This window comes from Kitasatospora sp. NPDC093550, assembly GCF_044764985.1.
In the GTDB taxonomy this organism is placed as follows: domain Bacteria; phylum Actinomycetota; class Actinomycetes; order Streptomycetales; family Streptomycetaceae; genus Kitasatospora.
The window spans coordinates 76,169-99,559 of record NZ_JBIWJF010000001.1 but is presented as its reverse complement, the minus strand read 5'-3'; the positions used below and the strand labels follow the sequence as shown (position 1 = coordinate 99,559).

Annotated in this window: 19 protein-coding genes; 13 read left to right on the top strand and 6 right to left on the bottom strand. The window is 72.7% G+C overall.

Translation table 11 applies throughout. The features are described 5' to 3' along the window. Nucleotides 1–64: 64 nt before the first annotated feature. Entirely contained in the window at nucleotides 65–1,417 is a 1,353-nt protein-coding gene (locus ACIRD3_RS00420) for an ATP-grasp domain-containing protein (RefSeq protein ID WP_402209323.1), read from the bottom strand. Nucleotides 1,418–1,591: 174 nt separating this feature from the next. On the opposite strand from ACIRD3_RS00420, the gene ACIRD3_RS00415 reads away from it, so the two are divergent. The 3 genes from ACIRD3_RS00415 to ACIRD3_RS00405 all read left to right on the top strand — a co-directional run bounded on the left by ACIRD3_RS00415 (nucleotide 1,592) and on the right by ACIRD3_RS00405 (nucleotide 4,897). Continuing rightward, nucleotides 1,592–2,851, top strand: a complete 1,260-nt coding sequence (locus ACIRD3_RS00415; RefSeq protein ID WP_402209321.1) for an MFS transporter — start codon at nucleotides 1,592–1,594, stop codon at nucleotides 2,849–2,851. Between the two features lie 76 nt (nucleotides 2,852–2,927). Beyond that, entirely contained in the window at nucleotides 2,928–3,719 is a 792-nt protein-coding gene (locus ACIRD3_RS00410) for a class I SAM-dependent methyltransferase (RefSeq protein ID WP_402209319.1), read from the top strand. Next, a complete protein-coding gene (locus tag ACIRD3_RS00405; RefSeq protein ID WP_402209317.1) occupies nucleotides 3,716–4,897 on the top strand; it encodes a pyridoxal phosphate-dependent aminotransferase in 1,182 nt (393 codons plus the stop codon). Before ACIRD3_RS00410 ends, ACIRD3_RS00405 begins: the two co-directional genes overlap by 4 nt. 72 nt (nucleotides 4,898–4,969) lie before the next feature. Here ACIRD3_RS00405 and ACIRD3_RS00400 read toward each other — a convergent pair whose 3' ends face one another. Together ACIRD3_RS00400 and ACIRD3_RS00395 are read right to left on the bottom strand one after the other, a co-directional pair. After that, the gene (locus ACIRD3_RS00400; protein ID WP_402209315.1) at nucleotides 4,970–5,986 is read right to left on the bottom strand and encodes a helix-turn-helix domain-containing protein; all 1,017 of its coding nucleotides are present in this window, start codon (nucleotides 5,984–5,986) and stop codon (nucleotides 4,970–4,972) included. Between the two features lie 243 nt (nucleotides 5,987–6,229). After that, nucleotides 6,230–7,273, bottom strand: coding sequence for a ParB N-terminal domain-containing protein (locus ACIRD3_RS00395; protein WP_402209313.1), 1,044 nt, complete (start codon nucleotides 7,271–7,273; stop codon nucleotides 6,230–6,232). A 433-nt stretch (nucleotides 7,274–7,706) separates the two neighbouring features. Here ACIRD3_RS00395 and ACIRD3_RS00390 point away from each other — a divergent pair, with 433 nt between their 5' ends. Next, on the top strand, nucleotides 7,707–8,471 hold the full coding sequence (locus tag ACIRD3_RS00390; protein ID WP_402209311.1) for a sulfite exporter TauE/SafE family protein: 765 nt from the start codon (nucleotides 7,707–7,709) through the stop codon (nucleotides 8,469–8,471). 400 nt (nucleotides 8,472–8,871) lie between these two features. Here ACIRD3_RS00390 and ACIRD3_RS00385 read toward each other — a convergent pair whose 3' ends face one another. The 3 genes from ACIRD3_RS00385 to ACIRD3_RS00375 all read right to left on the bottom strand — a co-directional run bounded on the left by ACIRD3_RS00385 (nucleotide 8,872) and on the right by ACIRD3_RS00375 (nucleotide 11,734). Further along, the gene (locus ACIRD3_RS00385; RefSeq protein ID WP_402209310.1) at nucleotides 8,872–10,203 is read right to left on the bottom strand and encodes an MFS transporter; all 1,332 of its coding nucleotides are present in this window, start codon (nucleotides 10,201–10,203) and stop codon (nucleotides 8,872–8,874) included. Next, nucleotides 10,200–11,432: an acetyl-CoA carboxylase biotin carboxylase subunit family protein gene (locus ACIRD3_RS00380; protein WP_402209308.1), complete on the bottom strand. Its 1,233-nt coding sequence runs from the start codon at nucleotides 11,430–11,432 to the stop codon at nucleotides 10,200–10,202. The genes ACIRD3_RS00385 and ACIRD3_RS00380 overlap by 4 nt, the downstream gene beginning before the upstream one ends. Before the next feature lie 83 nt (nucleotides 11,433–11,515). Then, nucleotides 11,516–11,734: a hypothetical protein gene (locus ACIRD3_RS00375; RefSeq protein WP_402209306.1), complete on the bottom strand. Its 219-nt coding sequence runs from the start codon at nucleotides 11,732–11,734 to the stop codon at nucleotides 11,516–11,518. Nucleotides 11,735–12,060: 326 nt separating this feature from the next. Here ACIRD3_RS00375 and ACIRD3_RS00370 point away from each other — a divergent pair, with 326 nt between their 5' ends. From ACIRD3_RS00370 to ACIRD3_RS00330, 9 genes are all read left to right on the top strand, one after another. Next, a complete protein-coding gene (locus tag ACIRD3_RS00370) occupies nucleotides 12,061–12,897 on the top strand; it encodes a hypothetical protein (RefSeq protein ID WP_402209304.1) in 837 nt (278 codons plus the stop codon). A 12-nt stretch (nucleotides 12,898–12,909) separates the two neighbouring features. Continuing rightward, a complete protein-coding gene (locus tag ACIRD3_RS00365) occupies nucleotides 12,910–14,172 on the top strand; it encodes an acetyl-CoA carboxylase biotin carboxylase subunit family protein (RefSeq protein ID WP_402209302.1) in 1,263 nt (420 codons plus the stop codon). 92 nt (nucleotides 14,173–14,264) lie between these two features. Continuing rightward, nucleotides 14,265–15,593 carry a hypothetical protein gene (locus tag ACIRD3_RS00360; protein WP_402209300.1) on the top strand — a complete coding sequence of 443 codons (1,329 nt, stop codon included), beginning with the start codon at nucleotides 14,265–14,267 and terminating at the stop codon, nucleotides 15,591–15,593. Next, entirely contained in the window at nucleotides 15,586–17,136 is a 1,551-nt protein-coding gene (locus ACIRD3_RS00355) for an ABC transporter substrate-binding protein (RefSeq protein WP_402209298.1), read from the top strand. Before ACIRD3_RS00360 ends, ACIRD3_RS00355 begins: the two co-directional genes overlap by 8 nt. Nucleotides 17,137–17,166: 30 nt before the next feature. Further along, nucleotides 17,167–17,964 (top strand): aminoglycoside N(3)-acetyltransferase, encoded by a 798-nt coding sequence (locus ACIRD3_RS00350; protein ID WP_402209296.1) that lies wholly within the window; start codon nucleotides 17,167–17,169, stop codon nucleotides 17,962–17,964. A gap of 364 nt (nucleotides 17,965–18,328) precedes the next feature. Next, nucleotides 18,329–19,165 (top strand): hypothetical protein, encoded by an 837-nt coding sequence (locus tag ACIRD3_RS00345; RefSeq protein ID WP_402209295.1) that lies wholly within the window; start codon nucleotides 18,329–18,331, stop codon nucleotides 19,163–19,165. Nucleotides 19,166–19,177: 12 nt separating this feature from the next. After that, nucleotides 19,178–20,485 (top strand): hypothetical protein, encoded by a 1,308-nt coding sequence (locus ACIRD3_RS00340; protein ID WP_402209293.1) that lies wholly within the window; start codon nucleotides 19,178–19,180, stop codon nucleotides 20,483–20,485. Next, entirely contained in the window at nucleotides 20,485–21,702 is a 1,218-nt protein-coding gene (locus ACIRD3_RS00335) for an acetyl-CoA carboxylase biotin carboxylase subunit family protein (protein ID WP_402209291.1), read from the top strand. Before ACIRD3_RS00340 ends, ACIRD3_RS00335 begins: the two co-directional genes overlap by 1 nt. 187 nt (nucleotides 21,703–21,889) lie before the next feature. Continuing rightward, nucleotides 21,890–23,383, top strand: coding sequence for an ABC transporter substrate-binding protein (locus ACIRD3_RS00330; RefSeq protein ID WP_402209289.1), 1,494 nt, complete (start codon nucleotides 21,890–21,892; stop codon nucleotides 23,381–23,383). Nucleotides 23,384–23,391: the final 8 nt, after the last annotated feature.

Sequence of the window (23,391 nt, the reverse complement as noted above, 5' to 3'; positions counted from 1 at the left end):
CCGGCTCGCCCCCGGTACCGCCCCGCGCCGTCGGGCGCGGCGGCACCGGGGGCGAGCCGCCTGCTCACCCCCGCCGGGCCGCCCCGTCCGTCCCGGCGGTCCCGTTCACCCCGGCGGTCCCGTTCACCCCGGCCGTCCCGTCCGACGCGAGGGTGGTCGCACCGAGGAACCAGTCGGTCAGCTCGCGGATGCGCCGTTCCACGTCCCGGTCGTCCGCGCCCGAGACCACGGCGACCCCGGCCCGGACGTACGAGGCCGCGGTCGCGTCCGGCACCACGGTGCCCGGGGCGGCGGTGACCTCCGCGTACTCCACCCCGGGCCGGGCCAGCACCTCCTCGACGGAGGGCACCGAGCCGATGACACCGGACCTCGCGGGCAGGTTCACCCCGCCGAAGGCGACCCCGGCCCGGTGGACGGGCTCGTCCCCGTCGGCGCCCGCCCCGCGGAAGGACGCGTCGCCGGAGGGCGCGTCGTGCGAGAGCGCGGACGGGCGCCCGAGCGCCGCGCGGGCCCACTCGTCGTGCAGGTCCACGCCGAAGGCGCGCTCGACCACCTCGTCGGTCCTGCCACCGCCGACGCGTGCCCCGCACTCACCGAAGACGATCTCCCCGTCCTCCGCGTGCTCGAAGACCTCCAGGTGGAAGACGCCGTCGTGGTAGTCGAGTGCCTTGAGCGCCCGCTCCGCCACGTCCCGGATGCGCGCGTGGAGCTCGGGGAAGTCGAGCGGGGGCAGGACGATGTGCGCCACGATCCCGCCCCGGTGCACCTGGATGAGGTTCTGCACATATCGGGACACCGACAGCAGACGGATCTCCCCGGCGCACACCACCCCGTCCACCTGGAACTCCGCACCGGGCACGAACTCCTCCAGGAGCCACGGCCCGCTGCCGCCGTCCCGGGCCTTTTCCAGCGTTTCCCGGAGGCTTTCCGGGCCGGTTATCAGGAAGGTGTTCCGGGCGCCGCCGCCGGCCAGCGGCTTGAGCACCTGCGGGAATTCCGGCGAGGCCGATTCCAGCTCGTCCGGATCGTCGACCAGGGTGCACCGCGCGGCGCGCACCCCGGCCTCCCGGACGGCCCGCTTCTGGACGAACTTGTCCCGCATCCCGAGCACCCGCCCGAGCGAGGGGGAGCCCAGACCACCGAGGTCGGAGATGGCCGCCGCGTTCTCCAGGCAGAACTCGAGGCCGCTGCAGACCGCCTCGAAGTCGCTGATGGCAAGGCTGTTGCGGGCCAGCCCGGCGAGGACGCCGGTGGTGCTCGCCGGGTCCGGGACCACCACCGTCGCGACGCCCGCCGCCCGCGCCGCGGCGGCGTCGCCGGGGGCCACCGCGCAGGTGACCCGCGCGCCCGCCCGGAGCAGCGCCGCCACCGCGCGGCTCATCCAGCCGATGTGGAGAACAGAAGGGGAGAACGACATGGGGGCGGCTCCGAAGATGTCGGGATCACTTCCTCGCGAGCGTTCTCCGAAAACCTCGGGCCCGCTCGCGGGACACGGTACCAGCGACCGGAATGAGCAAGGTAGACAAATTTTCCAGCGCACCTGGCTTGGCGGCACGAACAGTTTTTCAGTGAACGGGAGAAAAAGGACTTCATGGAACTCCAGAGAAGATCGGCACGAATTCTCCAGGTGGTGCTGCCATGGTCCCGGACGGTCTGGGTGCTGGCCCTGAGCACGGTGGCCAGGAGCATCGGCCACGGCACCGTGGTGACCGTCTCCGTCCTCTACTTCACCCGTTCCGTCGACATCCCGGCCGCCCGGGTCGGCCTCGGACTGACCGTCGCCGCCGTGGCCGGCATGGTGGCGAGCGTCCCCGCGGGCCGGCTCGCGGACGTGATCGGCGCCCGGACCGCCTCGATCTGGTACGTCGTGCTGCAGGGGGTGGCGCTCTGGAGCTACCCGCTGGTCGGCGGGCTGACCAGCCTCCTCGTCGCGACCGGGCTGGTCGCCGTGGCGGAGTCCGGGTCCGCCGCCGCGCGCGGGGCGCTGGTGGCCGGCGTGGTCCCCGGCCCGGACCGGGTCCGCACCCGCGCGTACCTGCGCTCGGCGACCAACGTGGGCTTCTCCGTCGGCACCCTGGTCGGCGGCGCCGCCCTCGGCAGCGACACCCCCGCCGGGTACACCGCCGAACTCCTCGGCGCCGGTGCGATGTTCGTGCTGGCCGGCCTGATCCTGCTCGCCCTCACCGCGCCGCCGGCCGCGCCCAGGGCGGCGCGGGGCGCCCGCTGGCCGGTGCTGCGCGACCGCCCGTACGCCGCGATCGGCCTCCTCAACGCGGTCCTGATCACCAACACCGGCATCCTCAACGTGGCGCTGCCGATCTGGATCGCCGAGCGCACCCAGGCACCCACCTCGGTCTTCGCCGGCCTGCTGCTCGTCAACACCGTGCTGGTGGTGTTCTGCCAGATACCCGTGAGCCGCGGCGCCGAGGACGTCCGGGGCGGCGCCCGGGCCATGCGGCGTTCCGGGCTGTGGCTCGCGGCCTGCTGCGTCCTGTTCACCCTCGGATCCGGGCCGTCCCCCGTGGCCGCCGTCGCGGTCCTCGCGGTGGGCGTGGTGGCCCACACCATCGGCGAACTCCTCTACAGCGCGGGCTCCTGGGCGCTCTCGTACGAGCTCGCACCGGAGCACGCCCACGGCCAGTACCAGGGGCTGTTCGGCCTCACCTCGCAACTCGGCACCGCCGTCACGCCCGCCGTCACCACGTTTATGATTATCGATCATGGTTGGTTCGGCTGGGGGGTGTTGGCCGTCCTGCTGGCCGCCGCCGGTCTCGCCACGCCCGCCGTGGCCCGCTGGGCGGAGCGCACCCGGCCGGCGGCGGCACCGGCCCTGGAGCCCGAGCCGGCCTGAGCCGGCCCGCGCCGGCCGGAACCGGTCCGCGCCGGCCCTCACCTGCCCCACCGTCACACCCCTCAGGGAGGAACACATGACCCGGGACTTCCATCCGGACTTCGGCCGCACCGCCGAGGACTACAGCCGCCACCGGGCCGGCTTCCCGACCGAGCTGATCACCCGGCTGAAGCCGTACGGCATCGGGCTGCCGGGCCAGACGATCCTCGACCTCGGCACCGGCACCGGCAGCCTGGCCCGGCTGTTCGCGCTCGCCGGGGCCGAGGTCACCGGCCTCGACCCCGCCGCGCCGCTGCTCGAACAGGCCCGGCAGCTCGACCGCGCCGCCGGCGTCGAGATCGACTACCACGTCGGCGCCGCCGAGGAGACCGGCCTGCCCGCGGGCAGCTTCGACGTCGTGTCGGCCGGCCAGTGCTGGCACTGGTTCGACGCTCCGCGGGCGACGGCCGAGATCCGCCGGCTGCTGCGCCCCGGCGGGCTGGTCACCATCCCGCACTTCGACTGGCTGCCGCTGCCCGGCAACGTGGTGGCCGCGACCGAGGACCTCATCACCGCCTTCAACCCCGCCTGGACCATGGGCGGCGGAACCGGCCTCTACCCGCGCTGGCTGACCGACCTGGCCTCGGCCGGCTTCACCGGCATCGAGACCTTCTCCTTCGACCTGGACGTCCCCTACACGCCCGCGGACTGGGTCGGCCGGATCCGCGCCAGCGCCGGCGTGGGGGCCAGTCTCACCCCGGAGAAGGTCGCGGAGTTCACCGAGCGGCTCACCGCGGTCCTGGCCGAGTCCTTCCCCGGCGAGGTGCTCCGGATCCCGCACCGCACCTGGGCCGTCTGCGCCAGGGCGGACCGCGAGCCGACCGCATGACCGGCCCGGGAACCACCTCGGCAGGCCCCCGCCGGATACTGAACAGCCGGCTGGACGGGATCGGCACCTCGATCTTCGCTGAGATGTCCGCCCTGGCCACTGCCACCGGGGCGATCAACCTCGGCCAGGGCTTCCCCGACACCGACGGCCCGGCCGAGATCGCCGAGGCCGCGGTCCGGGCGATCCGCGACGGGCGCGGCAACCAGTACCCGCCGGCCCGGGGCGTCCCGGAGCTGCGGCGGGCGGTCTCCGGCCACCGGCAGCGCCACTACGGGCTCTCCTACGACCCGGACACCGAGGTCCTGATCACCGCCGGCGCGACCGAGGCCATCGCGGCCGCGATGCTCGCCCTGCTCGAACCCGGCGACGAAGTGATCACCTTCGAGCCCTACTACGACTCCTACGCGGCCTGCATCGCGATGGCCGGAGCCGTCCGGGTCCCCGTCACGCTCCGCGCGCCGTCCTTCCGGCCGGACCTCGCGGCCCTGCGGGCGGCCGTCACCCCGAGGACCCGGCTCCTCCTGTTGAACTCGCCGCACAACCCGACCGGCATGGTGCTGAACCGCGGGGAGCTCGCCGCCATCGCCGAACTGGCCGTCGAACGCGACCTGCTGGTCGTCACCGACGAGGTCTACGAGCACCTGGCCCTGGACACCGAGCACCTGCCGCTCGCCTCGTTCCCCGGCATGCGCGAGCGGACGGTCTCGATCTCCTCGGCGGGCAAGACCTTCTCCTTCACGGGCTGGAAGGTCGGCTGGGTCACCGCCCCGCCGGAGCTGGTCACCGCGGTCCTGACGGCCAAGCAGTACCTCACCTTCGCCGGCGGCGGCCCCTTCCAGTACGCGGTGGCCGAGGCGCTCGCCCTCCCCGAGAGCTACTTCACCGCGTTCCGCGAGGACTTCCGGCACCGCCGCGACCTGCTGTGCGAGGGCCTGGCCGCCGCCGGCTTCGAGGTGTTCCGGCCGGAGGGCACCTACTTCGTCACCACCGACGCGGCCCGCCTCGGCGCCGTCGACGGGATGGCGTTCTGCCGCGAACTCGCCACCGGGAGCGGCGTCGTGGGCATTCCGAACCAGGTCTTCCACGACGACCCGGAGGCCGGCCGCACCCAGGTCCGGTTCGCGTTCTGCAAGCGACTCCCCGTCCTGGCGGAGGCGGTGGCCCGGCTGAAGGCGTAGCCACGGCCCTGCGCCGCTGCGGCCCGCAAGCTCCCGCGCCCCGCCGCAGCGGCACCGACTCCCGTTCCGCGACTACCCGCCACCGGGCTCCGCCAGGGCCCGGTGGCGGTGCTCGCGGGGCGGGAGCCCGTACGCGTTCTTGAAGGCCCGGCTGAACTCGGCGGCCCGGGGGATGCCGCAGCGGGCGGCGACGGCGTGGATCGGTACGGCGCGCAGCGCGGGGTCGGCCAGCTCGCGGTGGGCCTTCCTCAGCCGCTGGGCGCGGATGGCCGCGGCGACGGTCTCGCCCCGGGCCTCCTGGGTGAAGAGGCGATGCAGGTAGCTGACGGAGACGTGGTGCGCGGCGGCGACCGTGGCGGGGGTCAGGTCGGGATCGTGGAGGTTCTGCCGGATGAACGCCCGGACGTTCTCCACCAGGACCCGCCGACGGGTCTCCGACGGCAGCGCGGTCTCGGCGTCGAGCTCCCGGGCGAGCCAGGCCGCCACGAGGTCGACCAGGACGGCTCCGAGCCGGGGCCCGTCGGCCGGCCGCAGGTTCGGGGCCTGGCGGTCCAGGCCGAGGAGGAACTCGCCGAGCAGCGCGCCCGGGCCCTCCCGTCGGCTGAGTCTGCGGCCGAGCAGGTCGCGCAACTGCTGCGGGCGGACGGGCAGCAGCGCCGCGGGCAGGTCGACGCCCACGCCGCCGACCCGGGGTTCCCCCCGGCCGGCGCGGCCGACGCCGTAGACCAGCGAGTCGTACGGATGCGAGCTGTCGATGAACGACAGGTCTCCCGGCCGGAACGTCTCCCGCTGGTCGGCACCGCGCCCGATCTCCTGGCAGCCGCTCGTCAGCAGCGTCAGGTGGTACAGCTCGGCGTCGGAGCGCCGCACCATGCGCTCGTCGCGCCGGAACCGCGCCGACTGGAACGACGATCCGAACAGGGCCACCGGGCCCAGCTCGACGCGTCGCACCTGCCCCGTGAAGTCGGCGGCATGGGCGCTGGTCGCCTCGCACTCGCGGGTCCTGCCGATGACCTCCCGCCACTGCTCGAACCGGTCCTGCGCCGACATGTCGTCGTCTCCGCGTGCGCCGCCCGCACCCGTGGACATCTCCGCCCCCTCGCGTCACGATCCCCGCCGGGCCGGTGAGGCCCCCGCGACATCATCAAGTCGTGCGGTGGACACGCCAAGTGTATGAGCCCGGACGGTTCACGGCGGGGACCGGGGGCGAAAACGATCACCAGGGGACGGGGAGCGGCCGGGGCCCGCGCCGGACCGGCTCCGGCCCGGCGCGGCCCCGACGAGGAGCGGGAACGGACCGCCACCCCGCGGCCCGATCGGTCGGGCGTGGCGTCAGGAAGCGCTCCGGCGTGCGCCGTTCCCCCGCTCCAGTCCGTCGGCGAAGCTCAGCCAGCGCTCTCCGCACTCCCGGGCGACCCGCGCGATGTCGGCGTACCGGTGCGGCGGCACGGCGGCCATCAGCCACCGCCGCCGCTCGTCGTCCAGCGTGCTCGCCGCCAGCAGGTGCAGCAGTGCCCGACCCGCCTCGGAGAAGCGGAGCGAGGGATCCTTGCGCAGGTTCACCAACTGTCCGCCGCCCGGGATCGCGGTGGGCTCCGAGCGGGGGCGGACGCCGCGGTCGGCCGCCTGGACCGGCACCCGGGCGGGCAGCTCGTGCTCGCTCGACGCTCCGCCGCACTGCGGAGCGGAGTACAACTTCGGCGGCACCGGGTCCCTGCCGTCGCGGATGCGCTGCCGGACGTCCCTGGCGGTCGCCGGAGCGATCCCCGCCTCCTGGGCGATCTCGCGCAGCGAGGCGTTCGGGCGCTCCGCGATGACCTGGACGGCACGGTGCCGGCCGGCCGCGCTGTTGACGGGGCGGGAGCGCCCGTCGCGTCCGGTCCGGACGCCCACCTGGTCGACCCGGCCGGTCGATCGCCGGCGCAGCGCGCCGACCGTGGCCGGGGAGAGACCGGTCGCGCCGGCGATGCGCCGGTCCGACCAGTGAACGTGGCTGCGGATGATGCGCTCGGCCGCGGCGACCCGGTCCTGCCGCGACAGCGGCATGCCGTGTTCGGAGTTGAGCTGGACGGCCAGGACGAAAGCGTCCTCGACCGAACCGCCGACGTACCGGACCTCGATGGAGTCCTCTCCGCGCAGCCTGGCGGCCTGCACCCGGTGCATGCCGTCGATGATCCGCATGGTCGGCCGGTGGACGACGATCGGGGGGAGCCGGCTCTGCACCTCGGCCAGCAGCTCGGCGTGCTCCGGGCTCTCCCCCGCCGTCCTCGGGGAGTCCGACGCGACCAGGGAACCGATGGGGACCCGCTCCGTGGTCGGCCTCCCGGACGTGCCGAGCGCCGACGTGATCGCGTCTCCCCGTGACGCACCGAGCATCAACTTCTCCTCTGGCATGGTCGGTTCAGAGTTCTCCAGCACGCCGACGCTACCAAACTAAACCGACTGCTCGGACTAGTTTGTGAAAACTGGGGCTCCCGGGACTGCCCGACAGGCCTGCGTACGACACCGGTGGACACCCGGCCGACCGGCGAACTGCCGAGATCAGGCGGCTGTGACGGCCCCTGACACCGCTCGGGACAGCATCGGTTGCCCGGGAGTGCGGCCGCCCATTTTCGACCGGGCGGTCCAGACCAGCCCCGGTACGCGGGGGTGAAGCGCCGCGCTCCGTGGCCAAGTCCACGTCACCGCGGGCCCGTTCCCCTCGGAAGGCCTGCCGCCCGTGTGCCACCGAACGACACTGGCTCCGCCGCGGCCCCTCCGGCATGATCACCCCGGCACAGGCCGACAGGACCGAGCGATGGGATGGCAGATGTCAGTTTGGGAGGCGGTGGCCGTTCTCCTCGCCGGAGTCGGCGCCGGAACGATCAACACGATCGTCGGGTCCGGCACCCTGATCACGTTCCCGGTCCTGCTCGCCTTCGGCGTGCCGGCCGTGACCGCGAACGTGTCCAACACCATCGGCCTGGTCCCCGGCACGCTCAGCGGCGCCCTCGGCTACCGGCGCGAATTAGCCGGCCAGGGACGGCGGTTGCGTCGTCTCGGCTGCACCGCCCTGGTGGGCGGGGTGATCGGCGCGTACCTGCTGGTGAACCTGCCCAGCCAGGCCTTCGCCACGATCGTGCCGACCCTGATCCTGCTCGCCCTGGTCCTGGTGGTGATCCAGCCCCGGATCGCCCGGGCGGCGGCCGCCCGCCGCGACGACGGCCACGGCGGGGCCGCGACCGAGGGGCCGCTCCTGATCGCCGGCATCTTCCTGACCAGCATCTACGGCGGCTACTTCGGCGCGGCCCAGGGGGTGCTGATGATGGCACTGATGGGCATGCTGCTCACCGACGACATGCAGCGGATCAACGCCGCCAAGAACGTCCTGGCCTTCGTCATCGACGGCGTCGCCGCCGTCTTCTTCCTGTTCGTCTCGCAGGTCGACTGGGCCGCGGCCGGGCTGATCGCCGTCGGCTCCACCCTCGGCGGACAGCTCGGCGCCCGCATCGGCCGGCGCCTCCCGCCGCCCGCGCTGCGCGCGACCATCATCCTGGTGGGCCTGGCGGCCGTCATCCGACTTCTCGTCCACTGATACGGCCAGGGCACCGTCCTCGGGGGAAGGACGGTGCCCTGGAGTGTGAACGCGACTCCGCTTTTCCAGGAGTCGGCGAGGGGGGGCGAATCCGATGTGGTCGAACGTCCGGCGGAGAATCCGCCGCGCCTGCCGCACACGGCCGACGCATAGGCGTCGAACGCATCGAGAAGAATTCGTCCCGAGAAGGATTCGTCCCCGCGCGGCAGAGCACCGTAATGACACCCCGTGAACCGCGTCGATCGCGCTTTCCGGGCCGCCGTCACCGGAAAGGCCTTTCGGTGGAATTCAGATTAGCGGTGCCCCTGTTCGGTGTCATCCTTCGACCGGGGCGGGCAGCCGGCGCGGGTGTTCAACTGGCGGTGCTGAACGGTTGAACACGCGCACCCGCGCGAACCGTTCAGTCCGAGCCCGCCGTGGATCCCACGACCTCGCCGGTGATCCCGCCGGAGGTCGCGGCACCCGCCGTGCCGGGAGCCTCCGCGGGGACGGCGGACTCCGCTCGGCGGGCCACCGCCGGCATGGGCAGCGAAGCGACCAGCATGAGCAGGCCGAGCAGCCACCAGCCGACCGTTCCGAGGCCCAGGCAGAGGAAGGTGACCACGGTGGAGGAGACGACCCGCCCCACCTGCATCCCGGTGGTGTAGAACCCGAAGTACTCGCCCTGGGACCGGTGCGGTGCCAGGTTCAGGCTCAACTCGTAGCTGCCGATGGACTGCCAGATCTCGCCCAGGGTGTAGAGCACGACCGCGGCGACGAGCAGGCAGGCCCCGCCCCACGCCGGCACCCCGCCGATGAACCCCAGGAGGGCGAACGCGGCGAGGAAGGCCGCCCCGGCGCGAGGCATCAGCGCCGCCGCGCTCCGGTTGTCACCGGCCTTCCGGGAGAGGCGGACCTGCAGGGCCGCGACCATGACCGTGTTGAGCGGGATGGCGGTCGCGACCAGCCAGTGCGGGAGCGACGTGTGCTGGTAGACCCACAGGGGCAGGATCAGCGGCAGCACCGGGACCTGGAACATCAGCACCGCCGCGTTGGCGGTGACGGCCAGGTACGGTCGGTCGCGCAGGACGCCCGAGCCCCGCGTCCGCGCGGTGGGCTCCTGGGCGGTGACGGCCCGCCGGGTGGCGGGCAGTCGGGCCCCCAGCAGGGCGCACCCGACGAAGGAGACGGCGTTGCCGACGACGAGGACCGGGTAGAGCGAGCTGTCGCCCCACGCGATCACGACGCCGGCCACCGCACCGCCGGCGGTGATGCCCACGTTCGCGATCGAGCGGATGTGGGCGCGGAGCACGCTGGCGCCCTCGGGTGCGGCGGCCCGGATGAGCACGTTGCGGGCGACGTTCTGCGCGGTGCCCCCGGCCCCGGTCACCGCGCTCACCAGGGCGAACGCCCAGAGGGAGTGCACGAAGAGCAGGGCGACCATGGCCGCGCCCTGGAGCAGGGCGACCGCGATGAAGAGGTTCCGCGGTTCCCGCCGGTCGGCCAGCCGACCGACGGGCATGCCGGCGACGAGCCCCGCGCCGCCGCCCAGCGTCAGACCGAGCCCCACCGACGCCGCGCTCAGACCCGCGCAGCTCACGAGGAAGATGGCACTGCTGGCGAGGTACATGCCCGTCCCCAGGGTGCTGACCAGGGAGGCGTAGTACAGCGTGCGTCCCGGCCCCGGCTCGGGCAGCAGCCGGGAGAGGCGGCGGGCGGACCCGGTGCGCGGGGTGGACGGAGCGCTGCTCACGCGGCGACCACGGCCTGGTCGGTGCAGGCCGCCCGGAACCACGCCGAGACCTCGCCGAGGCGCTGTGCGACCGTCTGCTCGTCGGGGCCGGCCACCAGCGCCCACCCCAGCCGCAGGTTCGAGCTCTGGGACGACGGGGGCAGTGGTCCCCGGGCCGCGTCGTGGTCGACACCGGCGGCCACGCAGCCGGGACGGGCGAGCAGCTCCTCGCGCCCGGGCAGCCGGACCAACGGTCCCGACGGAGTGGCCAGGTTGATCCAACCGTAGGACTCCTGCGCCCAGGAGCTCCCGGTGGCCGGCAGGCCGAGGACGACCTGGGCCCACTCCTCCAGCAGGTCCACTCCGGCCGCGGCGGCCAGGCACTCCCGGATGACTCCGCCGCCGATCCGGCCGGCGCACTCGCTGAAGACCAGCCGGTCGGGCTGTTCGAACGCCTCCAGGTGGAAGATGCCGTCCCGCAGGCCGAGGGCGTCCAGCGCGTCCGAGGCGAGGGACCGGGCCCGGTCGTAGAGGGCCCGGTTGGCGCTCGGGTGGAGCGCGACGGACCCGACCGCCGCGCCCTCCTTGATGCTGATGACGTTCCGCAGGTACCGGGAGACGGCCAGGAAGGAGATCCGGCCGTCCCGGACGATCCCGTCCAGGTGCAGTTCGCGACCCGCCACGAACTCCTCGACCAGCCAGGGGCCGTGCCCCAGACGGGACGCCAGGTCGGGCAGCTCGTCCGGTGCGGCCACCAGGTGCGTGTCCCGGGTGCCGGCTCCGGCCAGCGGCTTGACCACCAGCGGGAACTCCGGGCCCGGCCGCCCGTCGCGCAGGAGGTCCTCGGGCCGGTCCACCACCCGGCACCGCGCGGCGGGCAGCCCGGCCCGTCGTACCAGGTGCTTCTGGACCGCCTTGTCCCGCAGGGCGACCGCGGTCTGCACGGGCACGCCCGCACCGCCGCCGACGTGGGCCAGCAGGCTGGCGCACACCAGGGTGAACTCCCGCATGCTGTGGACGGCGGCGAAGTCGCGCGGGTCCATCCCCTCGCGCGCGAGCCCGGCCAGGACGTCCTCGGCGTTGCCCGCGTCGGCCACCACGACGAGGTCGTGCCGGGGCACGTGGCGCAGGCGCTCCAGGTCGGCCGGCGTCACGACGTTGACGACGCGCCGGCCGCGCTCCTGGAGCGCCTCCACGGCCTTCAGGTACCTGCCGACCAGCAGGATGTCCGTCTTCTGGGAAGGGGGCATGGGTGACTACCTTTCGAGTGGGCATCCGGGGTCCGGCAGGGCGGCGTCACGGTGCGACCGCACGGTCGGTGCGGGTGCGCCCGTCAGCCGGGGGTCTGGGAGCCGGGCAGTCGCGCCCAGTGCGCGATCACCAGTTGACGGTCCGTCGATGCGGCCAGCTCCCAGCGGAACGTGCGGATCTGGTCGGCCGAACGCAGGACCCCGATTTTCCGACAGCGGTACGTGAGGATCACTGATCCCGAAGCGTTCTCATGGTAGCCGTAAAACGGTGGATTCTTCACGGGTAATGGTGAATTCTTCATCTCTCCACTCCTGCCCTGGGAAATGGTGGGAGTAAATTCGACTCGACGCGGCCGCAGGCTGCCCGACCGGCAACCGTTCCGGAAACCTAGGAGCGTTCGACTTCGGGTGTCAACGGTTGCCAAGGGCTGTTTCACGCGCCTAGAGTCCCTTCGTCGGCCGCGCACCGCCCGACCCGTCAGCAGGCCCGCGACGCACCCGCCGGACACCCTGCCCCCGGTCCCGAATTCACCGACCGGACCACCCGGCAATCACCATTCCCGCCTCAGCGGAGAATTCCCGGAAACCCACGGCGGCCCACCGCCACACCCAGAAAGCGACAACCCCGATGACCGTCATCGACACCCCCGTCGACACCGTGACCGCCACCCGCCAAGCCGCCCGCGCCCTCCTGGCCGCCGGCAACACCCACGCCCCCCACGTCCACCCCGACCGGATCACCCGCGTCGACCGCTACTTCACCGACGACCCCACCCCCACCCCCGCCCTCGAAACCGCCCGCATGCAGTACTCCGCCGAGCACTACGCCCGCACCACCGCCCTGCTCCCCACCGACCTCGTCACCGCCCTGCGCAACGAGGCCCGCAAGCTCGCCGACCTCAACCCCCGCCGCATCGACATCACCGTCCCCGTCACCGGCAACACCCCCCGCAAGCTCGGCAGCCTCCCCAACTCCCTCTTCCAGGAACACAGCGAACTCTTCACCGCCCTCTACCACTCCACCGAATTCCGCACCCTCCTCTCCACCGTCGTCGGCAGCCCCCTCCTCAACGCCACCTACCAGGACGAAGCCATCACCGGCACCCACCAGAACCGCGTCGGCGACACCCACGGATGGCACTGGGGCGACCACGAATTCGCCTTCATCTTCATCGCCGAAGCCCCCGCCATCGAACACGGCGGCATGCTCCAGTCCTGCCCCCACACCCCCTGGAACAAGGACAACCCCGCCGTCCACCAGAAGCTCGCCGAAGGCACCATCCGCACCTACCACCACGGCCCCGGCGAGTCCTACATCTTCAAGACCGACACCAGCCTCCACCGCACCGTCCCCATCCAGACCGAAGGCGCCGAACGCATCATCATCAACCTCACCTTCGCCAGCGTCCGCGACTGGCTCGAGGAGAAGACCTACGAGACCACCGCCGCCGTCTACACCGACTGACAGGACCCCGCCGTGACCGCCACTGAAACCGTCCTCGTGCTCACGGGGTACGACCTCGAGACCATTCCCGTGGTGCACTGGCTGGCGGACCGCTTCCGAGTCGTGCTCATCGCCTCCCGGAACGCCGCGAACGAACGCCATCCCGGCGCCTTCGCCGAGGCGGTCGGACGCGCCGAGGACTGGCGCTGGATCGACGACGTCTTCGACAGCCGCAGGACCGTCGAGACGGCCCTGGAGTGGCACCGCAGGTTCGGTGTCGACCACGTGGTGTGCCTGGACGAGAAGGGCCTGGTCTGCGCGGCGGAGCTGCGCGGGCTCCTGGGGGTCAAGACCGGCCAGGACGTGGAGTCGGCACACGCCTACCGCTTCAAGGACCGGATGTACCGGGCCGCGGCGAGCGGCGTGGCGGTCCCCGAATTCGTGGTCGCGGCCTCGACCTTCGAGGTGGCGCGGGCGGCCGAGCGGCTCGGGACGCCGGTGGTCGTCAAGCCCGTCGGCGGCTCCGGGTCCCGGGACACGCACGTGCTGGGGAACGAGGAGGAGCTGGGTCACTGGCTGGCCGCCCGTCCGCTCGGGCTGTCGTCGCCGATGCTGGTCCAGCGGTTCGTCGACGGGACCATGTTCCACGTGGACGGCCTCGCCGTCGCGGGTGGCGTCCACGCCGTCCGCGTCTCCCGGTACGGCGGCAGCACGCTCGGCTACCAGGGCTCCCAGCCGCTCACCTCGACCATGCTGGCGCCGGACTCGGAGCTGTCCGCGCTGCTGGTCGAGCAGGTCGCCCGCACCGTCGCGGCACTCCCGGACGCCGGGGACGGCGTCTTCCACGCGGAGTTCTTCGTCACCGCGACCGGAGAGGTGTACCTCTGCGAGATCGCCGCCCGGGCGGGTGGCGGGGGCATCCGGCAGTGCCACGAACTGGCCACCGGCGTCAACCTCTTCCACGCCCACACGCTCCTCCAGTGCGGCCTGCGCGAGGAGGTCCTGGCGATGTCGGACGGGACCGTCGGGGACCGCGGGCGCTACGGATTCTTCCTGGAGAGCGCGCCCACGGGGCGGCTCCTGAGCGCGAGCGTGGACTGCGAGCTGCCCGGGGTCGTCAGCTGCGACGTCATGGCCAAGCTCGGCCAGGTCTACACCGGGGCCTCGTCCAGCGCGGACGTGCTGCGGCGGTTCGTGGTCGAGGTGGGGGACGAGGCCGAGACGGCCGAGCTGTACCGGCGCATCGACGCGTGGTGCCGCGACAGCCTCGTGGTGGCCGGACCCGTCTCCTCCTGAGCCGGGCGGGGCGGCAGCGCCGAGCCGCCGCCCCGCCCGGCCCGGCCCGACCGCCGGACCATCCAGAACCACCCCACGACGAGGAGCAGAGCGTGACAACCATCCTGTTCGGCAAGGAATCCGACTGCGAGGAGAACCCCGGGGGCCACGACCTGCGGGCGACCCTGGTCCCCGGTGACGTGCGCGCCTACCTGGCCGCCGGATTCGACGTCGTCGTCCAGCAGGGCATCGGCCGCGGAGTCGGCTACCTCGACGTCCAGTACGAGAGGGCGGGGGCGCGGGTCGAGTCCTTCCCGGGTTGCTACGCGGGCAAGGACATCGTGGTGAGGCTCAAGGGGCCGGCCCCGGACGAGATCGCCGAACTCACCCCCGGGACGGTGCTGTTCTCGATGGGCCATCTGTACTGCTTCCCGGAGCGCGAGCGGCAGCTCGCCGCGAAGGGCGTCCGGCTGATCGGGATGGAATCGATCAAGCGCCCCGCCGAGCCCACCGCGCCGTACGTCGCCGGTCTGCGCGCCGGCGCCCGCGCCGACCGTCTGCTCCTCGCCGACGCGACCGAGGTGCACCTGGACCGCTCGGTCGACCAGGACTTCGTCAACGGGCTGCTGCGGGCGCTGATGCGGCTCGGCGGGCGCCCGGTGACGGTCCGGCCGCTGGAGGGGAGCCCGGCACCGGCCGCCGGACCGGCCCCCGCCGCCGGGCTCAGCGTCACCCGGACCGGCACCTACCTGTACACCGCCGACGGTGAACTCGTCGACCTCGACGAGCCCTCCGCCGAAGCCGACCCGCGCGCGGACCGGCTGCACGCCGACGAGCTGCGGCGCAGCGTGCGGGCGATCGGCCGGCTGAGGGAGGTCGGGGTCGGCGGCGCCACGTACGGCATCGACCTGTACCGCGGCCTGCACGCGGGATCCGATCCGCGGGCCGTCGTCCTCGGCTACGGGAACGTCGCGATGGGCGCCTTCGCCCACCTGTGCGGCGCCGGTGTCGAGTTCACCGTCCTGGGGCGCCGGCAGACCTCTCCGGAGGAGCTGCCGCGGTGGCTGCGGACGGCCGGGCTCGTCGTCAACGGCGCGGAACGCGAGGACGGCGGCTTCCTCCTCACCGACGAACAGGTGGACCTCCACCTGCGCGAACGCTCGGTGGTCATCGACCTGATCGGCGGCTCCCCGCAGCAGCGGTCCCCCGTCGAGGCGTTCCAGTGGACCACCTTCCTCCCGGACATCCACTTCGAGTCGAACGGCCGCTACTTCGCCGGACTGTGGGGGTGGGACATGTACCACTCCATGCACGAGTCGGCGTGCGCCTACAGTGCGATGATCAAGGCGGTGCTGCTCGGCGAGGCCGACTACGCGGTCTCCGTCGACCGTTTCCTCGCGGACTTCTCCCACGCCCAGAAGGTCGGGGCGGTCCGTGTCTGACCCGACCGCGGAACCGGCCCGGCGCCCGGGCTTCATCACGGTGAACGGCGGCGAGCCCCAGCGCGGGCTGATCCCCACCGACACGGTCGAGGGCTACGGCGGGCGCGTCGTCGACCTGCTCTTCACCGGGCTGTACCGCTACGACGCCGACGGCGTCCTGGTGCCCGAGGTGGCCGACACCGTCACCACGGAGGACAACCGGCGCTTCCTGATCACCCTGCGTCCCGGCTGGACGTTCACGGACGGGACGCCGGTCACCGCCCACAGCTTCGTGGACGCCTGGAACTTCGGCGCGCTGTCCACCAACCGGCAGGCCCAGCGCACGGCGTTCGCGCCGATCGCCGGCTACCCCGACGTGGCGGCGCGGCGGCCGCTCGGCTCGACGATGTCCGGCCTGACCGTCGAGGACGACCTGGCCTTCACGGTCCTCCTGCGGCGGCCGCGCGCGGACTTCGCGGCCCGGCTGGCCCTGCTGCCGTTCCGGCCGTTGCCCCGGGCCTTCTTCGCGCGCGGGCCCGAGGCGTTCGCGGAGCGGCCGATCGGCAACGGACCGTACCGGCCGGCCGGCGGCGCGCCCTGGCGGAACGGCTCGCGGATCGACCTGGAGGCCGTTCCCGGATATCCGGGCAGCGACCGGGCGCGCAACGCCGGGATCACCTTCGTGTCCTACCCGAACCTGTCGGACGCCTTCGCGGACGTCCGGCGCGGGAACCTCGACGTCCTGGACATCGTCCCGGCCGACGCCCTGCCCGGGGCCCTGGACGAGCTCGGGGACAGGGCGATCGTGCGGCCGGTCGCCCTCAACAAGTCGCTGGCGATCCCGCAGGGCCTTCCGCACTTCGGCGGCGAGGAGGGCCGGTTGCGCCGGCGGGCCGTCTCGCTCTCGATCGACCGCGAGCGCATCACCCGGGAGGTGTTCCACGGCACCAGGCGGCCGGCCCGGGACTTCACCGCCCAGGTGCTGCCCGGCTTCGACGCCGACCTGCCCGGCAGCGAGGTGCTCGGCCACGACCCGGCGGCCGCCCGGTCGTTGTGGGAGGAGGCCGACCGCATCGCGGCGTGGGAGGGCGTCCTGTCGATCGCGTACAACGACCACAGCGGCCACGAGGAGTGGGTGGCGGCCGTTTCCCGGCAGATCGAGGCGAGTCTGGGCATCGAGGTCACGGCCGCCGGCTACCCCACGTTCAGGGAGATCCGCGACCGGGCCGAGGCCGGGACCCTGCGGGCCGCCTACCGCAAGGGCTGGCGCGGCGAGTTCCCGGCGCTGCTCGACTTCCTCGAACCGGTCTTCACCCGGGGCGCCGCCTCCAACGACTTCGGTTACGCCAGCCCCGCCTTCGACGCGCTGCTGTCCGCCGCCGCCTCGGCGTCGGACGGTGCCGAGGCGCGTCGGCTGATCGGCGAGGCACAGAGCACCCTGCTGCGCGACCTTCCGGTGATTCCGCTCTGGGACTACCTGAACGTCAGCTGCCGCGGCGACGGCGTGTCGGTCCGCATCCGGTGGAACGGCCTGCCCGACTACCCGCACATCACCAAGCGCTGAACGGCGACGACAGAAGACGAGGGCAACGAGATGAACACCGCGCCACCCGCCGCGCCCCTGGACGAGACGGCCCTGCGGGACGAGTTGGAGGCCCTGGGCGTGCGGCCCGGGTCCGTCCTGATGATCCATTCGTCGCTGTCCGCCTTCGGGCACGTGGACGGCGGGGCCGACGCGGTGGTGCGGGCCCTGCTCGCGGCGGTGGGCCCGAGCGGCACGATCGTCGTGCCCACCTACACCCGGCAGGTCGCCGACCCCTGCCCCGACAGCCGCGCCTTCGACGACCCGGAGACGCTCGAAGCGCGCGCGGCCGTACCGCTCTTCCACGACGCGTTGCCGACGGTCATGGGAGCGATCCCCAGCGCCGTGCTGGCGCACCCGGACCGGGTCCGGAGCCGGCACCCCCAGGCGTCCCTGGCGGCCATCGGCCCGGACGCGCGCGCGATCTGCGCCCGGCAGCCGTTCGGCTACGCCCTCGGGAGCGGTTCGCCCTTCGGGGAGATCCACCGGCTGGGCGGGTCCATCCTGCTGCTCGGGGTCGGGCACAACCGCAACTCCTTCCTGCACCACGCGGAATCCCTGGTGCCCGCGCACCGGAAGAAGCTGCGCCGCTTCCCGTACGAGGTCGACGGTGAGCGGGTGTGGTGCGAGGCGCTCGACGTCGGCAACGACAACGACACCTACTTCCCCCTGATCGGCACGGAGTTCGCCGCACTGGGACTGACCCGCCGCCGCGTGATCGGATCGGCTCCGTGCGAACTGGTGCCCGCCGTCGACTTCGTCGACTTCGCCCGCAAGCGCCTGTCCCACCTGCTGACCCCGGACGAATGACCCCGGACGAATGACTTCGGACGACCGCACGCCGCGGTATTCCCGAAGCGGCCTCGGAACAGTGGATTCCTCACGCCGGTCCGTGAATTCCTCAGTTCTCCACCACGCCGCGGGAAATGATGATCCAGGAGCGTTCGATTTCCGGTTCCCACGGTTGCCAAGGGCTGTTTCACGCGCCTAGAGTCCCTTCGTCGGCCGCGCACCGCCCGACCCGTCAGCAGGCCCGCGACGCACCCGCCGGACACCCTGCCCCCGGTCCCGAATTCACCGACCGGACCACCCGGCAATCACCATTCCCGCCTCAGCGGAGAATTCCCGGAAACCCACGGCGGCCCACCGCCACACCCAGAAAGCGACAACCCCGATGACCGTCATCGACACCCCCGTCGACACCGTGACCGCCACCCGCCAAGCCGCCCGCGCCCTCCTGGCCGCCGGCAACACCCACGCCCCCCACGTCCACCCCGACCGGATCACCCGCGTCGACCGCTACTTCACCGACGACCCCACCCCCACCCCCGCCCTCGAAACCGCCCGCATGCAGTACTCCGCCGAGCACTACGCCCGCACCACCGCCCTGCTCCCCACCGACCTCGTCACCGCCCTGCGCAACGAGGCCCGCAAGCTCGCCGACCTCAACACCCGCCGCATCGACATCACCGTCCCCGTCACCGGCAACACCCCCCGCAAGCTCGGCAGCCTCCCCAACTCCCTCTTCCAGGAACACAGCGAACTCTTCACCGCCCTCTACCACTCCACCGAATTCCGCACCCTCCTCTCCACCGTCGTCGGCAGCCCCCTCCTCAACGCCACCTACCAGGACGAAGCCATCACCGGCACCCACCAGAACCGCGTCGGCGACACCCACGGATGGCACTGGGGCGACCACGAATTCGCCTTCATCTTCATCGCCGAAGCCCCCGCCATCGAACACGGCGGCATGCTCCAGTCCTGCCCCCACACCCCCTGGAACAAGGACAACCCCGCCGTCCACCAGAAGCTCGCCGAAGGCACCATCCGCACCTACCACCACGGCCCCGGCGAGTCCTACATCTTCAAGACCGACACCAGCCTCCACCGCACCGTCCCCATCCAGACCGAAGGCGCCGAACGCATCATCATCAACCTCACCTTCGCCAGCGTCCGCGACTGGCTCGAGGAGAAGACCTACGAGACCACCGCCGCCGTCTACACCGACTGACAGGACCCCGCCGTGACAACCGTTCTGTTCGCCAAAGAGAGCGACTGCGAGGAGAACCCGCTCGGCCTGGACCCGCGGGCCACCCTGGTCCCCCAGGACGTGCGCGCCTACCTGGCCAGCGGCTACGACGTGGTCGTCCAGCAGGGACTGGGAGAGGGGATCGGCTACCTCGACGTCCACTACGAGATGGAGGGGGCCCGGGTCGAGCCCTACCCGTCCTGCTACGCCGGCAAGGACCTCGTGGTCAAGCTCAAGGGCCCGTCCGCCGCCGAGATCGCCCGGCTGACCCCGGGGACGACGCTGTTCTCCATGGGCCACCTCTACTGCTTCCCGGAGCGCAGGCGCCTCCTGGAGGAGAAGGCGGTCCGGCTGATCGGCATGGAGACCGTCTCGGAGCCGCAGCAGCTGACGCGCGCCTACCTGGCCGGCCTCCGGGCCGGCGCCGCCGCCCGGCCCGAGCTGCTGGGGGACCACCCCGTGGTGGAGGTCCACGCCTCCACCGACCAGCAGTACCTCAACGGACTGCTCCGCGCCGCGATGCGCTTCGGCCGCAAGCCGCTGCACGTCACCTACAGCGCGCACGAGGAGTCGGACACCGTCGAGGCGAGCTCCCGCATCACGGTCATGGCCTGTAGCAGCAGCCTGGTCTCGGGCTCCACCCAGCTGCGGCTCGACGGCGCGGCGCAGCACGGGGACACCGAGGCGCTGCTGACGGAGGAGCGGGAACGCCCGGCCCGGGTGATCGGCCAGATCCGCGAGGTCGGCATCGGCGGAGCCAAGTACGGGGTCGACCTCTACCGGCGCCTGCACGCCGGCGCCGCGCCCTCGACCCTCGTGCTCGGGTACGGCAACACCTCCATGGGCGCCTTCGAGCACCTGCGGGCCGAGCAGATCCCGTTCACGGTGCTCGGGCGCGACCAGACCGTCCCGGCCGAACTGCGGGACCGGCTGGCCGGCGCCGGACTGGTCGTCAACGGCGCCGAGACGCCCGGCAGCACCGAGTACATCCTCACCGCCGAACAGACCGGCACGGACCTGCCGGCCGGGAGCGTCGTCATCGACCTCATCGGAGGCTCGCCCGCGCGGCGGTCCCCGGTGGAGGCCTTCGAGTGGACGACGTTCCTCCCGCAGATCCACTTCGAGTCCGGCGGCCGCTACTTCGCCGGGCTGTGGGGGTGGGACATGTACTACTCGATGCACGACACCGCCAAGGAGTACAGCCGCCGGATCAGCTCCGTCCTCAACCGGACGCCGGTGTACGCCAAGTCGCTCGACGCCTTCGCCGACGACTACGCCTACGCGAAGCAGCTGGACCACTGATGGGCAGCATCATCGGCCTCTGCCGGCACCCGCTGGAGCAGTTCTCCTACCGGCGGTTCGCGGACAGCCACCAGGTGTGGCTCCTGTGCCATCCGGAGAAGAGCGGGGTCCGTTCCGGGGGGCACGGCGTGCCCCCCGAACGGGTCCGCCTGTTCGACAGGTACGACGTCGACAGCTCCGTGGAGTACGAGGCGGCCCGCATCATCGAATCGGGCCCCTGCGACGCCATCGTGGCGCTGTCGGAGGTGGACGTGCTGCGGGCGGCGCACCTGCGCACCCACTACGGCCTGCCCGGCCTGGGTCTGGAGACCGCGGTCGCCTTCCGGGACAAGGTCGTCATGAAGCGCGTCCTGGCCGCCGCCGGCGTAGCCGTGCCCCGGTTCATGCCGGTGAGCACCGGAGTCGACCTGCGCCAGGCCGTCGAGGCCTTCGGCTACCCCCTGATCGTCAAGCCCCGCAGCGGCGGCGGCTCCGTCGGCACCCGGGTGGTCCATGACGAGGCCGGACTGCTGGAGGTCCTGCGCGCGGGGCTGCAGCCGAACTTCTACACCCCCGCGAACCTGGAGGCCGAGGAGTTCATCGACGGGGAGATCTTCCAGGTCGACGGGCTGGTCGTGGACGGCCGGGTCTACCTGCAGACCGTGAGCCGGCACCGCTCGGACATGCTCGACTTCGCCTCCCCCACGTGGAGCCGGATGGTCGACCAGCGCTCGGCCCAGGCCGAACGGCTGCGCGGGTTCACCGAGCGGGTGCTGAGCGAGCTCGGCCTGCTCTCCCCCGGCATCCACAGCTACTTCCACTGCGAGGTCTTCGACACGCCGCGGGGCCCGGTGCTGTGCGAGGTCGCCTCCCGCCCCGGTGGCCTGGGCATCGTCGACCAGCTCGACACCTACTTCGGCGTGGACACCTTCGACCTGCTCCTGGACGCGACCCTCGGACGGGACCTTCCCGATCCGGCGCGGCTGCGCCCCGACGGCGGTCTGGTCGGATGGGTCGCCGTCCCGGCCGGCTACCTGCCGGAGTACGCGCGCAGCCTCGTCCCGGCGGCGTCCCGGCTGCGCCAGCGGACCTACAACCGCCGCGACAAGTCCGCGCGACGGATCTCGTCCGCCGACTTCGACGGCGTCATGGTGGTCCGCGGCGCCGACGAGGCCGACCTGGAGCACCTGCTCAGCACCGCGGCACGGGGACTCACCGAGGCGGTGGGTGTCGCCTGACCGGCCGCGGAGTCGTGACGCCCTGACCCGCGCCCCGTCCGGGCCCCGGCACCCGCCGACCGCGCCCCGTCCGGGCCCCGGCACCCGCCGACCGCGCGTCGACCCGTGACCGCGGTCGTCCCCGGCCCGGCCCCTCATCCACACGCCACCGAGGAACCAGCACATGCTTGGAAGCGGACCCATCACGGTGAACACCGGACGACCGCAGCGGGGGCTGATCCCCACCGACACGGTCGAGGGGTACGGCGGGCGCATCGTCGACCTGCTGTTCACCGGCCTGTACGAGTACGACCGCGACGGCCACCCGGTACCGGCCCTCGCCGACACGCTGTCCACCCGCGACAACCAGCACTTCACCGTCACCCTGAAGCCCGGCTGGACCTTCACCGACGGCAGCCCGGTGACGGCGCACAGCTTCGTCGACGCGTGGAACTTCGGCGCGCTGAGCACCAACGGCCAGCTCCTGAGCGGGTTCTACGCCCCCATCGACGGCTACGAGGACGTCGCCGCCGACCCGCCGCGCGCCACCACGATGTCGGGCCTCGCGGCCCGGGACGACCTGACCCTCACCATCAGGCTGCGACGTCCCCGCAACGACTTCGTCACCGGCCTGGGCTTCCTCGCCTTCAAGCCCCTGCCGGCGGCCTTCTTCGCCGGCGACCGCGTCGCCTTCGGAGCCAGGCCCGTCGGCAACGGCCCCTACCTGCTCGCGGACGGCGCGGCCCCGGGACGGATCGACCTGGTCCCCAACCCGTCGTACCGCGGCCCGAACCCGGCCCTCAACGAGGGCGTCTCCTTCGTCGTCTACCAGGACCTGGAGACGGCCTACGCGGACCTGCTGGAGCACCGCCTCGACGTGCTCGACGCCATCCCGGACAGCAGACTCGCCGTGTACCGGCGGGAACTGGGCGAGCGGGCGGTGGAGCAGCCGATCGCCCTCAACAAGTCGCTGGCCGTCCCGCACGGTCTGCCGCACTTCGGCGGAGCGGAAGGACGACTGCGGCGGGCCGCGCTGTCCCACGCCATCGACCGCGAACGGATCACCCGCGAGCTCTTCCACGAAACCCGCCACCCCGCACAGGACTTCACCGCCCGGACCCTTCCGGGGTTCCGCGCCGACCTGCCCGGCGGCGAGGTGCTGCGCCACGACCCGCAGCGCGCGGCCGCCCTCTGGCGGCAGGCGGACGCCCTGTCCCCGTGGACCGGCACGCTCACCCTCGCCTACAACGAGGACGGCGGCCACCGGGAGTGGATCGACGCCGTCGCCCGGGACATCTCGACCGCGCTCGGCATCGCGGTCCTCGGCCGGCCGCTGCCGACCTTCAAGGAGGTGCGCGACCGCGTGCTCGCGGGAACGCTGGGCAGCGCGTTCCGCAAGGGCTGGCGCGGCGACCACCCCTCGCTGACCGGATTCCTGGAGCCCCTGTTCGCCAGGGACGGCGCGGCCAACGACACCGGGTACGACAGCCCGGAGTTCGACCGGCTGCTCGCCGCCGTCCACGGCGCGCCGGACACCGCCCGGGCGCACGAACTCGCCGCCCGGGCCCAGACGGTGCTCCTGCGGGACCTCCCCGTCATCCCCCTGTGGGACTACACCAACGTCGGCGCCCGGGGACCGGCCGTCGAGGCCCCGTTCAAGTGGAACGGCCTGCCGGACTACGCCCGGCTCATACGGACCTGAATTCCGGA

Coding starts and splice junctions, on each gene's coding strand:
- ACIRD3_RS00420 (WP_402209323.1), bottom strand. CDS start 1,417: ATGTCGTTCTCCCCTTCTGTTCTCCACATCGGCTGGATGAGCCGCGCG.
- ACIRD3_RS00415 (WP_402209321.1), top strand. CDS start 1,592: ATGGAACTCCAGAGAAGATCGGCACGAATTCTCCAGGTGGTGCTGCCA.
- ACIRD3_RS00410 (WP_402209319.1), top strand. CDS start 2,928: ATGACCCGGGACTTCCATCCGGACTTCGGCCGCACCGCCGAGGACTAC.
- ACIRD3_RS00405 (WP_402209317.1), top strand. CDS start 3,716: ATGACCGGCCCGGGAACCACCTCGGCAGGCCCCCGCCGGATACTGAAC.
- ACIRD3_RS00400 (WP_402209315.1), bottom strand. CDS start 5,986: ATGTCCACGGGTGCGGGCGGCGCACGCGGAGACGACGACATGTCGGCG.
- ACIRD3_RS00395 (WP_402209313.1), bottom strand. CDS start 7,273: ATGCTCGGTGCGTCACGGGGAGACGCGATCACGTCGGCGCTCGGCACG.
- ACIRD3_RS00390 (WP_402209311.1), top strand. CDS start 7,707: ATGTCAGTTTGGGAGGCGGTGGCCGTTCTCCTCGCCGGAGTCGGCGCC.
- ACIRD3_RS00380 (WP_402209308.1), bottom strand. CDS start 11,432: ATGCCCCCTTCCCAGAAGACGGACATCCTGCTGGTCGGCAGGTACCTG.
- ACIRD3_RS00375 (WP_402209306.1), bottom strand. CDS start 11,734: ATGAAGAATTCACCATTACCCGTGAAGAATCCACCGTTTTACGGCTAC.
- ACIRD3_RS00370 (WP_402209304.1), top strand. CDS start 12,061: ATGACCGTCATCGACACCCCCGTCGACACCGTGACCGCCACCCGCCAA.
- ACIRD3_RS00350 (WP_402209296.1), top strand. CDS start 17,167: ATGAACACCGCGCCACCCGCCGCGCCCCTGGACGAGACGGCCCTGCGG.
- ACIRD3_RS00345 (WP_402209295.1), top strand. CDS start 18,329: ATGACCGTCATCGACACCCCCGTCGACACCGTGACCGCCACCCGCCAA.
- ACIRD3_RS00335 (WP_402209291.1), top strand. CDS start 20,485: ATGGGCAGCATCATCGGCCTCTGCCGGCACCCGCTGGAGCAGTTCTCC.